The sequence below is a fragment of the Neobacillus solisequens genome, from assembly GCF_051233465.1.
Lineage (GTDB): Bacteria > Bacillota > Bacilli > Bacillales > Cytobacillaceae > Neobacillus.
The window spans coordinates 129,075-143,001 of the sequence record NZ_JBKFGJ010000011.1 but is presented as its reverse complement, the minus strand read 5'-3'; the positions used below and the strand labels follow the sequence as shown (position 1 = coordinate 143,001).

Here is a 13,927-nt window from a genome sequence, read left to right as displayed (position 1 = left end):
ATCTCCCTAGGCAAGGAAGCAGGCATCCCCTGTCAGCTCCTGCTTGGGAAAGGGGGGAACCGAAGAACCTTATAGAACAAAGGATTTTTCAAAACCTTCGCGGATGGCATCAGATACTTTGCCTGCTCTGCTGGAGTCACCGACTACTCGAACCTTGCTTGGGAAGGCTTCTTCCAGTTGTTCGAGAAGTCCTTTTTGCGCCTTGACACCAAGGGACAGGACTATTTGTTGTGCTGCTAAGGTTTGAGGTTGTCCTGATTTTGTATGAACCACCGTTACAGAATCTTTACCGATCGAGTCCACCTTGTGATTGGTGACTACTTGGACATTGTATTGTTTCAGTTTTTGCGTGATATCATAAAGAATGGAAGCATAAATGCCATTACCAATTTGTTCCTGCATTTCCACTATTGTGACTTCATTGCCTTGTGTTGCCAACAATTCAGCAGTTTCACATCCTGTCATACCTGAACCAATGACGACTGTCCGTTTTCCAATAAAGGAGACTGAACCATCCAAGATATCGTTCGCCGTACATACACGAATATCATCGACACCGGGAATTGGAGGAATGATTGGCTCTGCACCTGCTGCCCAGAAGACTGCATATGGATCCAATGCCTGAATATCCTCAACAGTTGGCTCTGAATGGAGCTTTATTTCTACGCTGGAGCGAAGTAGTTCACGTTTTTGGTATTCAACAAACTCAGTCATGAGCTTCTTGCCGGGAGGCATTCCTGCTAGTCTTAGGGCACCGCCCAACTGACCTGACTTTTCAAAAAGAACAGGTTTAAAACCGCGGCCTGCCCAGGTTCGGGCCGCTTCCATCCCTGCAGGACCACCGCCGATGATGATCACAACTCGACCATTACCACTCTTATCCAATGAGGAAAATTCTAATTCGCGTCCTACACGAGGATTGACTGCACATTTCACAACTCCTCCCTTACTAAGGGTCTCAATGCAATGCAGGCATCCGATACATGGTCGGATTTCATCATCTTTTCCAGTCAACGCTTTGTTGCTCCATTCCGGATCGGCAAGCTGGGAACGTCCAACACCGACAAAATCAAGAATCTCTTCTTCAAGCAGGCTCTCGGCAAAGTCTGGGTTTTTTATAGTTGAAACAGCAATAACCGGGATTTTTACAGCGTGTTTGATCCCTGCTGCTAAATGTTTCTTCCAGCCTTGAGGATAGGAGGTTGGTTCAATGATGGTCACACCTGATTCGTAGGTTCCGCTGCTAACATTGATGGCGTCTACACCGATACTTTCCAGATAACGAGCAATTTTAATGGAATCCTCGAGCTTCAAGCCGCCTTCAACAAACTCATCACCACTTAAGCGAACACTGATTGGGAAAGTCCATCCACAAATATGCTTGATTCCCAAAATAATTTCAGTAATGAAACGCATCCTTTTAATAAAATCTCCGCCATATCGGTCTGTCCGGTGGTTTGTATATGGACTTAAGAATTGGTTAATTAGGTAACCGTGGGCTCCGTGAAGCTCAACGCCATCAACCCCAGCCATTTGCGCAAGTTTTGCACCCGTCACAAACTTCTTGACAAGCCCTTCCACTTCTTCTGTTGTCAACGCCCGAGGCATTTCCATCGTACGCTTACACGCAATTGCACTCGGTGCGACTATTTGCCTTCCTTCAATCAATGCGCTGTGTGTTTCTCTTCCGGGATGATGTAGCTGGACAAAAAGCTTTGTATCATATTTATGAACGGTACGGACAAGTCGTTCCAGTTGTGGAACATGCTGTGGCTTAGTCAGAGTCAGTTGGTTTGCGCAGCCAGCACCGTACTCCTCATCAATTTTAGTAATCTCGGTAATAATCAGACCGCAGCCGCCTTTGGCGCGTTCTTCGTAATAGGCGATAATTTCCTGTGACGCTTCACCAGTTGAACTAGCCAATGCTGTACCAATCGCAGGCATCACAATTCTATTCTTTAACTCCAAATTGCCAATTTTCCCTTTTGAAAATAAATGTTTGTACTTCATGTGGATCCTCCTTGTGAAATATTGAACAATCTATGGTTCTACATTATCAAATTTCAAACAAGCAACCCATGTTCTCCGAAGACAAATCTTTGGTTCTGTTTTGTTCAATTGGAACAAGTCAAGACAGCTTGGTTGCATGGGGACAAAGTGTCGCTAAAAAAAGGATCTGCTCCAAGGCATATCACGAACAGTCCACTCCTGTGAACAAAACCGCAACAATTGTTCCCGAACCTATTCTTTCTAAAACGATAAAAATATAATGGAGGGAAGAGGTGAAAAGGATGATTTCCATTACAAATGTTCATGCCCACCTAGCTAACTTCGAACCTAAAATATGGCAACCGCCACAAAAAGATGCATCACTTCGCGATATTTACTTTTTGTCAACAAATGATTTGGGAGATTCCTCATTATTGTATATGGGTACTGTTTCGGCAGTTCTTCCAATAATAGATATGGTTCATCATAACAATTTGCTTCTTATTGAGGATGTACCGATTACTGTATCAATTAGGACTAAGCTGCTTCAGCAAGGATGCACCCTAATTGTTCTCCCAGAAGGTACTGATTTGTTCAGAACTTTTAATTTTGTAAAAAAGGTATTTTCTGAGCAGCACCTGTTTTATCAGGAATCTTACCAACTTTTCAATGAACTAATTACAAGCAAGGATCTGGCACATGTTATCGCTCTCGCTGAAAAAGAGCTAAATAATCCAGTCATCTTAATTGATGAGAGTTTCAAAGTCCTTCAATATTCAAAAAGAATAGCTGTGACTGATGAAATTTGGGCAAAGAATATTAAGAATGGCTACTGCTCATATGAGTTCGTGACCGAAGTAAACAAGCTAAATTCCGTTAGGCAATCCCCTTCCACAATGGAGCCTTTTTCTGTCATCTGCCATGCCAATAAAATTACCAAGTGGGTCAGTAAACTATATTTCGAGAATAAGATGATTGGATATTTGGTGATACCAGAATGTCACTCTCAGTTGGAGAAGGACCAAATAAAGTTGTTGTCGATGTTTTGTAAAATAATGGTTCATCATGTAAGTCGTACGACACATCAGTATTCCTCCCAATTGATATCCCAGGAGAAGCTTTTTGTTGATTTAATAGAAAATCAGATCCATTCAGAATCCGAGCTCTCTGCCCGGTTAAAACTGTCAGGATTATCATTATTAAAACCTTATCAACTCTTGATGATTAAGGGCGATTCCTTTGAAAAAGCGAGGAAAAAAACAGAAACGCTGCATACTCATCTTTCACGATTGTATCCGGATGGACACCAGTTCATTTATAAAGATTCACTAGTGCTTCTCCTATCACAAAAGGAATGGAACCATAATTACGAAGCTAAGAAGCAATCGCTTTCTGAAATTCTTGAACAAAAGAATCTTCGGGCCATCTATAGCGATTCAATTGTCAATTTACTCGATTTATCCACTCACTATCATTCCTTAGTACAGGGCTTTGAATTAGCGACCATCCTTGTCAGGCAGGAGGTTCTGCTACCCTATAATGACTTAAAGTTCTATCAGCTACTGCATGGTATGGCGGAAAAAGACAAACTACTTACTTACTGCCACCCGGCCAACTTGACGTTATTAAACTATGATAAGGAAAATAACACAGACTATTACGAAACCCTGCAAGCCTACCTCTTAAACAGACAAAACCTGAATGAAACAGCTAATCAGCTTTTCATCCATCGAAATACCATCAAATATCGTCTGAATAAAATAAACGAACTAAGCAAAATTGACTTAACAAATGGCGAAACCGTCTTTCAACTTGCCTATAGCTACAAAATCCTTCATTACGTAAGAAAAAGAGGAGTTCTTTAAAAATATTTTAAGTAAGTGCTTTTTCTCTTTTTTGATATTTAATCGACGGTAAAGTATTATAAACTAATGAAATAAGGGTTTTTTGAGATAAAGGACAGGCACCTTTGTAACTTAACTAGGAGGATTAAAGTGGAAAATAATGATATATTAATTCGATTAAGATACGCACTAGAAATCAAAAATAAAGAAATGGCAGAGATCTTTAAACTTGGTGGAGTGGATATTTCGGTACCAGAAGTCATTCAGATTCTCACAAAAGTAGACGAAGATGACATAGAAAATGACAATCAACTAAAATGTAACAACATCATGTTGGATTCCTTTTTAAATGGATTGATTATTTATAAAAGAGGAAAACAGGAGCCCAAGCCGGGGCAGCCTAACACGCCTGAACCTCCAGTGCCGAATAGTGCAAACATGAATAATCTCTTGTTAAAGAAAGTGAAAATCGCCTTAGCGCTAACAACTGATGATATGTTGGATATTTTTAAAGAAGCAGGAATTCATGTTTCAAAAGGAGAACTCGGGGCCTTGTTAAGAAAAGCGGGACATAAGAATTATAAAGAATGCGGCGATAAATTCGCTAGGAATTTCTTAAAGGGATTAGCGATCAAATACAGGGAATAGTTCGTTTGGTGATGATATGATACATACTTACTTAGGTGAGACCATACACTTCGAGGTCAAATATAAAAATCGTACATCTATTGGAATGACGATTGATGGTTATGGAAATGTGGAAGTCCAGGCTCCGAAAGGGACACCTGATGATCGAGTGCGCCAGTTATTAGAGAAAAATTGGGAGCTTATTCAGCAGAAAATAAAAGAAATGAAAGCTAGGCTGGATGGACCGCAGAAAAAGGAATATGAGTATGGTGAGCGTTTTCTTTATTTAGGAAACGCCTATCCCATCCAAATTGTTCAAGATCCTACTATCACGCAAGATTATGTAGGTTTTAAAGAAGAGAAACTCCAAATATATGTTAAGCAGCATGATGCTGAAAAAATTAAACAAGCACTAAAACGATTTTATTATCAGCAGTGTAAGGGTTTAGTGGAGAAAAGCATAGCCTCCCACCAATGCAACTTCAAAACAAAACCGCGGTCCATTCGAATTACGGATAGCAAAACAACTTGGGGAACCTGTGATTCAAAACTGCAGTTAACCTTTAATTGGAGACTTGCGATGGCACCACAGGAGGTAATCGACTATGTGGTCATCCACGAAATGTGCCATATGGTTCATCTAAACCACGATCGATCCTTTTGGCGTCTTGTTGGAAAACTAATGCCTGATTATAAGGAAAAGGAAAACTGGTTGACTTTATCTGGTTGGAAAATGACTGTTTAATAACCTATTAAGAAAATGCTCCGGACATGTATAAGTGGATGTGAAGTTAGAGTAGGTATTAAATATGTTATTACTTGTGGTGTGGGGAACCGTATCATAAGTAAATGAGGTTTTATAGATTAATAAAACTTTTCTTAATAAAAAAGATAAGGAGAAAAGTTGTATGGAAATCCGTCAATTAACTTATTTTACGGTTGTTGCTAAAGAAAAAAGTTTTACGGTAGCTGCAAAAGTATTGCACATATCTCAGCCTGCTTTAAGCAAAATGATAAAGAATCTTGAAGACGAGCTTGGTGTCCTTTTATTTGACCGATCCGAGAAATTTGTTCAGTTGACGGATGCCGGGGAAGAATTGTATGCCCAAGCACAAAAGCTATTGTCAGATTTTGAGTCACTTACAGAATCTATTAGGGATACGGAACACCTAAAAAAAGGGCATATTAAAATTGGTATACCCCCTGTTATTGGTACTTCATATTTTCCATCACTGATAGCAGGTTTTCGAAATTTGTATCCGGGTGTAACATTGTCCATTTTAGAAGAAGGGGCTAAAACAATTTCTGAAAGAGTGGAAGATGGTTCTGTAGACGCGGGTGTGGTAATCCTTCCTATTGATTTAGAAAAATTCAATAGTATACCGATTGTTTCAGATGAAAATGTTCTCATTCTCCACCGAAACCATCCACTTGCAAACAAGGAGATCGTTTATTATGAGGACTTAAAGGATGAAAATTTTGTCTTGCTTAATGAAACTTTTATGCTTCACCATCGGATTATTTCTGCATGCCGAGAGACAGGGTTCGAACCAAAAGTAACAATTAAAAGCAGCCAATGGGATTTTATTGCTGAACTTGTCGCGTTAAATCAAGGGATATCTATACTTCCCCGGCCTATAGTGGAAAAATACAATAGCAGTATGATTTTGCAACTGCCAGTTAATCACCCATCTGTTAAATGGGAAATTTCCATCATTCTCAAGAAAAATAGGTATATATCGTTTGCATTAAAGCGCTTTATTGAATATGTACAAAGAAACATTTCTAGTTAAATTAAGTTAATTTCCCATTCCAGGTTTAAGAAAAAAGTTAGAAACAAAGTAGATTATTACAGTTTAAAATGACAAATATGTGTCCGCTTTCATAAGCACTGTGCCAAAAAACTCTTTCACTATCAAACTTGTAAAAAGCAGTTTGATTAGTGGTAACAAGGGTTTAAGGCAACAGTGCTTTTTGTTTGTGAAAATTATAGCAATAAGTTATAGGTCCTATAATTTCTATGTATTATCTTTATGTGGGCCCTTGAATTACATTATTGGTGTAGGCAGCTTACAGCAAAAAAAAAGCAAAACAAAAGTAAAACAATTCAAGGGAGGCACACAGATGAATCGGATGGATGGGAAAATAGCAATCGTAACCGGAGGTGCACGCGGAATTGGCCGTGCGGTATGTGAAACATTTTCAAGAGAAGGCGTAAAGATGGTATTTGCTGTCGACATGGCGGCTGGAGATTATAGTGCAGATAATATTACTCATATAGAACTAAATGTAACAAACAGAGAGCAGATTTCAGCATTTATTGAGCGAGTTAAAAATGAATATGGAAAAATTGATGTATTAATTAATAACGCAGGAATTACTCGTGATGCCCTTCTACAAAAAATGGATGAATCGATGTGGGATGCTGTAATTGATGTAAACCTAAAAGGTGTATATAACCTGACACAAGCAATTGCACCAATCATGATGGAGAAAGGCAAAGGGTCGATTGTCAATATTGCTTCAGTTGTAGGTGAATATGGAAATATCGGCCAAACAAACTATGCGGCAACTAAAGCCGGAGTAATCGGAATGACTTATACATGGGCAAAAGAATTTACTCGAAAAGGTGCGGCTGTAAGGACTAATGCTATTGCTCCAGGTTATGTAATGACAGAAATGATGGCAACCGTCCCTGATAAGGTTCTAGATCCAATCAGACAAAAAACACCGCTTGGACGTTTGGGAGAACCGCAGGAAATCGCAAATGCTATTTTATTTCTTGCGAGCGATGAATCAAGTTACGTAAATGGACATGTTCTTTCAGTGAATGGCGGACTTAGACTTTAAATAATAACTTAAAACAATAGTTTTAGCCTGAAAAGGAGCCAAAAAAATGGGAAAAGTATTTATTGTTTCCGCGAAAAGAAGCCCGATTGGCAGAATGCTAGGAACCCTTTCAACAGTACCTTCGGGTGAACTTCTTGGCCAGGTCATAAAAGCGGTGTTAGAGGAAACTAAAATAGACCCTAGCAGAATTAGTGAAGTCATTATCGGACACGTATTAACCGCTGGGCAGGGACAAGGTGTGGCACGTCAAGCATCTATTTTTGCTGGAGTGCCTGAAGAGGTACCCGCTTATTCAATAAATATGATTTGCGGAAGCGGAATGAAATCGATCATGACAGCCTACAACAGTATTAAAGCTGGTTCTGCAGAGGTTGTAATCACAGGCGGAGTTGAAATGATGTCGCAAGCTCCTTTTGTTATGAAGGGACTTCAGGCCCGTAACGGCAATAAAATGGGAGACATGCAATTATCCGATACCATTATTAGTGATGCACTAACAGATGCTTTCCATCACTATCATATGGGAATTACGACTGAAAACATTGTAGAAAAATATAGTATCACACGTGAAATGCAGGATCAATTCTCCTGGAAGTCACAGCAAAAGGCCATTAATGCGATCGATAGCGGCAGGTTTAAGAATGAAATTGTTCCAATTGAAGTAAAAACTCGAAAAGGGAGCATCATTGTTGATACAGATGAACATCCAAACCGAAGTACAAGCCTCGAAAAAATGACATCATTAAAGCCTGCATTCAAAAAAGAAGGAACTGTAACAGCAGGTAATGCATCTGGAATTAACGACGGTGCGGCTGTATTAATGGTTGCATCTGAAGAGGCTATTGAAAAATACGAATTAACTCCATTGTTTGAGATCATTGGCATTGGCCAAGGCGGAGTGGACCCATCAGTTATGGGCCTCGGACCTGTACCGGCTATTAAAGATGCCATGTCCAAAGTGGATATTAATTTTACAGATATTCAATTAATTGAATTGAACGAAGCATTTGCCGGGCAATCACTGGGTGTCATTCATGAGCTTAGACAGCATTTTAATGTTACGGACGAGTGGTTTGAAGAACGCACAAATGTCAATGGCGGTGCAATTGCCCTCGGTCATCCGCTGGGTGCGTCAGGTGCAAGAATTACAACAACCCTTCTTTATGAAATGAAAAAACAGAATGCCGAATATGGCCTAGCCTCTCTTTGTATTGGCGGTGGTATGGGAACAGCAGTGATTGTAAAGTCTGTCTAGATTAAATCATTAAGGAATCAGGAACAAAAGCAAGCCGTGGACTTTTAGTAAGGGAGCTTCACTGTAAAACAGGATTAGCCGGTAGTTCATTTGCCTGCGATTATTTCCCCTCAAAAATGCTGGAGAAACTTAAACATTCTCCAGCGGGCAATCAAGCACTGCCGGCTATATCTTTTTTGTAGAAAATCATTCTTATTTGATGCCGATGCCGTGGACTAAAAAAAGCCGTGGACATTGAATGAAATGGAGCTGTTTTACAAACAAAATCCTAAAAAGCCATGGACTTGCAGTTCTTTTCCTAAAGTATGTGAAATGTTGATCAAATATTAAAGTCAATTGAAAAGGTGATATAGATGGCAGCATCACAAGAAGTATTAGTCGGAAAAAGAGTATCGGAATTATCCATTGGCGATCAAGCCTATATGACCAAAACCATTTCAGAAAGCGATGTATATTTGTTTGCCGGCATCACCGGTGATTTAAATCCAGCTCATGTAAACGAAGAATATGCAAAAAATACTCCATTTAAATCACGCATTGCACATGGAATGCTTGGAGCTGGCCTTATTTCAGCAGTGCTGGGTATGAAGCTTCCAGGGGCAGGAACCATCTATCTGGGACAGGAACTTTCATTCAAAAAACCGGTCCTTATTGGAGATACCATTACAGCTGAAGCAGAAGTGGTAAACATGGTCGATAAAGGAAAATTCTTTATTTGTGAAATCAAGACAACTTGCTATAACCAACATGGTGAAGCTGTAATAGAGGGCATGGCAAAGGTCATTCCGCCCAAATAAAACGCTTTGTACATTAATATATGCCCAATGTTTTTCCAAACAAGGAATATGAAAAAAACACATCAAGAAGTATGGAGGAGATAAATATGACTACGTTAACTGCATTACCAAAGGTAACTATTGAACCAGTATTAAAAGGAAACATTGCTCGCGCAGCTCATCCATATGGCTGTGAGGCTTCCATTAAAGAACAAATAACTTATGTAAAGCAGAATGGAAAATTTGATGGTCCAAAAAAAGCGCTTATTCTTGGCGCATCATCAAGTTATGGTTTAGCTTCACGGATTTCTCTTGCCTTTGGGTCACAAGCTGACACAATCGGAGTCTCCTTTGAGAGAGGAATAACCTCCCCTGAACAAACAGGAACTGCCGGATGGTGGAATAATATCTTCTTTAAACAGGAAGCAGAAAAAGAAGGTTTAATTGCTAAAAACTTTATCGGAGATGCATTCTCTACAAAAATGAAAGAACAGGTAATCCAATATATCAAAGAAGAATTTGGCCAGATTGATATTCTTGTATATAGCCTTGCTTCGCCAAAACGAATCGATCCTGTAACTGGTACGGTTTATACATCATGTATTAAATCCATTGGTGAAGAAGTAAGGGATTACAGTATTAACCTTGAAAAACAGGAAATATTTGAACAGGTAGTAGAACCGGCAACGGAACAAGAAATTGCCGATACGGTAAAAGTAATGGGCGGTGAAGACTGGGAGCTGTGGGTCAACGCTTTGTTAGAAGAAGGCTTGCTTACTGAAGGTTTTAAAACAGTTTTGTATTCATATCTTGGCCCTGATATCACTAGACCATTTTACAGCGGTGGAACTTTAGGCCAAGCAAAGGCACATGCTGCAGAAACATCTAAGAGAATGGATAAAATCCTTAAAGAAAAAGTAAATGGAGAATCGGTCATTTGTGTAAGTAAAGCGGTTACAACGAAAGCAAGTGCAGTAATTCCAATTTTACCAGTATACGCAAGTGCTCTTTACAAGGTCATGTTGGAAAAGGGACTTCATGAAACACCTATTATGCATAAACAACGTTTCTTTAAAGATATGCTATACGGCAACAAGCGAGAGTATGACGAAAACGGGTATCTCCGTCCAGATTCATGGGAATTACGAGAAGATGTTCAGATGGAAGTAAAGGCAATTGTTGACCAAGTAACACCTGAAAACTTCCGTGAAATTACTGCAGTTGAAGTTTTCACGAAGGAATTTATGCAATTAAACGGCTTCGAATATAAAGGTGTGGATTATGGCGCTGAAATCGATTTAGAACAGCTTAGCCAATTACGTCCTTAATTTTTCGATAATGGAAGGAGAACCGACGATGGGAAAATCTAAGTTAATCAGTTCAAAAGGAGCGGCAGAACTATTTTTTGACGGTGCCATTTTAGGTGTAGGAGGATTTATTGGTACTGGGGTGGCAGAGGAAATCCATCAAGAGGTGGAAAAGCGCTACCTTGAAACGGGAAAACCAGAAAATCTGACCCTATTGTATGCAGCCGGAATCGGCGATGGAGGAGAAAGAGGATTAAACCATTACGCACATGAAGGGCTTATTAAAAAAGTGATCGGTGGTCACTGGGGGCTTGCACCAAAGCTTCAGCCACTTGTTGCAGCCAATAAAATTGAGGCATACAATCTGCCTCAAGGAGTAATTGCACAAATGTTCCGTGATAGTGCTGCGGGCAAGCCTAGAACCATTACCCATGTTGGACTTGGTACCTTTGTAGACCCTGACATTGATGGTGGGAAGTTAAACGAAGTAACAACCGAAAAGATTGTTGAAAAGGTATGTTTTGATGGGAAAGAATACCTTGCCTATAAAACTCAAAAAATCGATATAGCTATTGTAAAAGGAACAGAAGCTGATGAGAACGGTAATATTTCATTCGGCAAAGAGCCATTGACTCTTGAGGTTCTCTCAATAGCAATGAATGCAAAAAATAACGGCGGAATGGTTATTGTTCAAGTTGAAAAGATGGTTAAGAACGGTTCGATTGACCCTAAACAGGTAAAAATTCCTGGAATCCTTGTCGACTATGTTGTGGTTGTGGACAAAATTGAAAACCATATGCAAACGTTTGGAACTCAATTCAATGATGCCTTTGTCCGAAGTGATGTAGTTATTAAAAAAGAAACAAATGTATATCCTCTGAACGAACGCAAGGTGATTGCCCGACGAGCAGCAATGCTTCTTGACCCCAACAAAAAAGTACTAAACTATGGAATCGGTGTGCCGGAAATCATTGCGGAGGTTCTTCGCGAGGAAGGTCAGGAAAAAGGTTTTACGCCAACAATCGAGCCTGGAGCGGTAGGCGGAACACCTGCAGGCGGGCTGGACTTTGGATGTTCAGCGGTTCCTGAAGCAATTATCGACCAGCCATACATGTTCGATTTTTACGATGGCGGCGGTATTGATGCAGCGTTCCTCGGTCTTGCTCAATGTGATGGTGACGGTAATATCAATGTTTCTAAATTCGGTCCAAAAATTGCTGGCTGCGGCGGTTTCATCAATATTACGCAAAATGCGGAAGAACTTGCTTTCTGCGGTACATTTACAGCTGGAGGCCTGAAGGTAAGGGCTGCTGATGGAAAACTGGATATTCTCCAAGAAGGAAAAGCTAAGAAGTTTATCAGTTCAGTAGAACAGATTACCTTCAGCGGAAATGTTGCCCGTCAGAATGGAAAAAAGGTCATCTACATTACGGAACGAGCGGTATTTGAGCTTCTTCCTGAAGGACTGACCTTAACAGAGATTGCTCCTGGTGTCGATATTCAAAAGGATATTTTTGATCAGATGGAATTCATTCCGTTGATTGCAGAAAATCTAAAGACAATGGATGAGCGAATTTTTATGAATAATCCCATGGGGCTTAACTTTGAAGAGGAAAAAGTAATGGAAGCATGGGCATTACAGTTTGCGTAAGTATATTCATCAAGTCTAAAAGTGGGAGGGGTCACCTCCCTGAATCACAATAATAAAAGAAGGTGAAAATCATGAACCAGGTTAATAAAAGAAAAGGCTATTTTATGATTGCGATACTTTGGTTTGCTTATGTTACATTTGCGATGAACTGGGTCGCAGGATCTTCCTTAACTCCGCAGATTACGATGACGTTCTTTAGAGGGCCAGTTGATCCTGTAATTTCCCAAGTTGTAAACTATTCCATTACAACGGCACGAGTGTTTGCAAATATTCTTGCAGCAATGATCTTGATGAAATTAGGACCTAAGAAGGCGGCAAGCCTTGCCATTGGCTTTTTAATGATGGCTCTTGTTGCTATATATCTTCCAAACTACTGGGCATATACTGGAGCCAGAATGGTTATGGGGCTTGGTGGATCAATGGTTATCGTTTATATGAACCCTGTTGTTAGCCGCTATATTACAAACAGTACGCAAAAGCTTCGTATTAATGCCTTGAATACAGTTTCTTATAATGTAGGTGCATTTATCGTATCCTTACTGTTTACATTTTTAGCAAACCAGCTAACACATGACTGGAAGCTTACTTTATCTATTTTTGCCTCCTTAACCTTAATTACGTTTGTAGCTTGGCTGTTGATGGGAGAGAACTTTGATACACAATCATCCAATACAGGACAAGTGATTGAGTATGGTTATAAAGATGCGATTAAGGATCCTTTCCTCTGGAAATATGCATTAGGGTTTAGCGGTTTCCTAACGTTGTATATATTATCTTTAGTTAGCTTAAAACCAGTCTTTGAGCAGTATACAGAGTTAAGCGGCTCAATTATTAATCTGTTAGTATCTGGAGCAGGTATTATCGGTACTTTCGTAGGAATGAAAATCGGAACAAAAGGCACACCTCGCAAACCTATTTTATTAACAAGCGGAACAGTGATGATCCTTTCATTCACTATGACGATTGTTCTAGGAAACTTATCTCCAATGTCATCATACGCATTTGCTTTTATTTCGGGATTTGCTATGTTCATTCAATATCCAATTTACATGAACCTAGCCCATGAACTTGATGGTATGTCACCTCAAAAATTAACCGTTATTTTTGGATTGTTTTGGGCAATCGCTTACGCTGCTCAAACCATTATTACCATTACTTGGAGTACAATCCTCGGGTCAGCGGGATATGTACCTTCAATGATTTTCTTCGTTGCTGCTTCATCCCTATATCTTGTTTTTGCACTTGTACTGCCGGAAACAAAGCCGAAAAATCTAAGTGTGCAAAGTAAAAAATCTGCATAACTGTAAATACTATGGGCAGGCATAAAAATTGGCCTGCTTTTTTATATGCAAAAAAATAAAAAAGTCAGGAATTACCTGCCGGTTTTATTAATGATAATCTTAATTTGTTTTTTTGATACAGAAAATTGTAACATCAGAAGTGGAGCATAAAATTGCTTCACTTTTTTCTTGTCCCCAAAGTGGGACCATAAGAGCAAGAATGAGGACGAAAAGACGGGCAATTACTTGTTAAAATGAGGCCAATGAATATAAGCTTTACCCGAAATGACGAATTGTAATAAGCTTAAAAAAGACGTTCAAGGTGTAGAAATGCCCTATCTGATAAAG

11 protein-coding genes are annotated in these 13,927 nt (G+C 39.6%); 10 read left to right on the top strand and 1 reads right to left on the bottom strand.

Features of this window, described 5'->3' with window-relative positions:
• Positions 1-69: 69 nt before the first annotated feature.
• Positions 70-2,010, bottom strand: a complete 1,941-nt coding sequence (locus tag ACI3K6_RS12155) for an oxidoreductase (RefSeq protein WP_435555039.1) — start codon at positions 2,008-2,010, stop codon at positions 70-72.
• Positions 2,011-2,291: 281 nt separating this feature from the next.
• Between ACI3K6_RS12155 and ACI3K6_RS12150 the strand changes: the two genes are divergently transcribed.
• The 10 genes from ACI3K6_RS12150 to ACI3K6_RS12105 all read left to right on the top strand — a co-directional run bounded on the left by ACI3K6_RS12150 (position 2,292) and on the right by ACI3K6_RS12105 (position 13,600).
• Entirely contained in the window at positions 2,292-3,854 is a 1,563-nt protein-coding gene (locus ACI3K6_RS12150; protein ID WP_435555239.1) for a PucR family transcriptional regulator, read from the top strand.
• A 129-nt stretch (positions 3,855-3,983) separates the two neighbouring features.
• On the top strand, positions 3,984-4,481 hold the full coding sequence (locus ACI3K6_RS12145) for a YehS family protein (RefSeq protein ID WP_435555038.1): 498 nt from the start codon (positions 3,984-3,986) through the stop codon (positions 4,479-4,481).
• 16 nt (positions 4,482-4,497) lie between these two features.
• The gene (locus ACI3K6_RS12140; RefSeq protein ID WP_435555037.1) at positions 4,498-5,205 is read left to right on the top strand and encodes a M48 family metallopeptidase; all 708 of its coding nucleotides are present in this window, start codon (positions 4,498-4,500) and stop codon (positions 5,203-5,205) included.
• A 163-nt stretch (positions 5,206-5,368) separates the two neighbouring features.
• A complete protein-coding gene (locus ACI3K6_RS12135; RefSeq protein ID WP_435555036.1) occupies positions 5,369-6,253 on the top strand; it encodes a LysR family transcriptional regulator in 885 nt (294 codons plus the stop codon).
• A 331-nt stretch (positions 6,254-6,584) separates the two neighbouring features.
• Positions 6,585-7,310: a 3-oxoacyl-ACP reductase FabG gene (gene fabG / locus ACI3K6_RS12130; RefSeq protein WP_435555035.1), complete on the top strand. Its 726-nt coding sequence runs from the start codon at positions 6,585-6,587 to the stop codon at positions 7,308-7,310.
• Positions 7,311-7,356: 46 nt separating this feature from the next.
• Positions 7,357-8,565: an acetyl-CoA C-acetyltransferase gene (locus ACI3K6_RS12125; protein WP_435555034.1), complete on the top strand. Its 1,209-nt coding sequence runs from the start codon at positions 7,357-7,359 to the stop codon at positions 8,563-8,565.
• A gap of 353 nt (positions 8,566-8,918) precedes the next feature.
• The gene (locus ACI3K6_RS12120) at positions 8,919-9,362 is read left to right on the top strand and encodes a MaoC family dehydratase (protein ID WP_335475581.1); all 444 of its coding nucleotides are present in this window, start codon (positions 8,919-8,921) and stop codon (positions 9,360-9,362) included.
• 86 nt (positions 9,363-9,448) lie between these two features.
• Positions 9,449-10,669 carry an enoyl-ACP reductase FabV gene (fabV, locus tag ACI3K6_RS12115; RefSeq protein ID WP_335475579.1) on the top strand — a complete coding sequence of 407 codons (1,221 nt, stop codon included), beginning with the start codon at positions 9,449-9,451 and terminating at the stop codon, positions 10,667-10,669.
• A 28-nt stretch (positions 10,670-10,697) separates the two neighbouring features.
• Positions 10,698-12,299, top strand: a complete 1,602-nt coding sequence (locus ACI3K6_RS12110; protein WP_435555033.1) for an acyl CoA:acetate/3-ketoacid CoA transferase — start codon at positions 10,698-10,700, stop codon at positions 12,297-12,299.
• 71 nt (positions 12,300-12,370) lie between these two features.
• On the top strand, positions 12,371-13,600 hold the full coding sequence (locus ACI3K6_RS12105) for an MFS transporter (RefSeq protein WP_435555032.1): 1,230 nt from the start codon (positions 12,371-12,373) through the stop codon (positions 13,598-13,600).
• The last annotated feature ends 327 nt before the right edge of the window (positions 13,601-13,927 follow it).

Bases quoted from the DNA above. Each gene is read 5' to 3' on its own strand.
- ACI3K6_RS12155 (WP_435555039.1), bottom strand. From the start codon at position 2,010: ATGAAGTACAAACATTTATTTTCAAAAGGGAAAATTGGCAATTTGGAG.
- ACI3K6_RS12150 (WP_435555239.1), top strand. From the start codon at position 2,292: ATGATTTCCATTACAAATGTTCATGCCCACCTAGCTAACTTCGAACCT.
- ACI3K6_RS12140 (WP_435555037.1), top strand. From the start codon at position 4,498: ATGATACATACTTACTTAGGTGAGACCATACACTTCGAGGTCAAATAT.
- ACI3K6_RS12135 (WP_435555036.1), top strand. From the start codon at position 5,369: ATGGAAATCCGTCAATTAACTTATTTTACGGTTGTTGCTAAAGAAAAA.
- fabG (WP_435555035.1), top strand. From the start codon at position 6,585: ATGAATCGGATGGATGGGAAAATAGCAATCGTAACCGGAGGTGCACGC.
- ACI3K6_RS12125 (WP_435555034.1), top strand. From the start codon at position 7,357: ATGGGAAAAGTATTTATTGTTTCCGCGAAAAGAAGCCCGATTGGCAGA.
- ACI3K6_RS12120 (WP_335475581.1), top strand. From the start codon at position 8,919: ATGGCAGCATCACAAGAAGTATTAGTCGGAAAAAGAGTATCGGAATTA.
- fabV (WP_335475579.1), top strand. From the start codon at position 9,449: ATGACTACGTTAACTGCATTACCAAAGGTAACTATTGAACCAGTATTA.
- ACI3K6_RS12110 (WP_435555033.1), top strand. From the start codon at position 10,698: ATGGGAAAATCTAAGTTAATCAGTTCAAAAGGAGCGGCAGAACTATTT.
- ACI3K6_RS12105 (WP_435555032.1), top strand. From the start codon at position 12,371: ATGAACCAGGTTAATAAAAGAAAAGGCTATTTTATGATTGCGATACTT.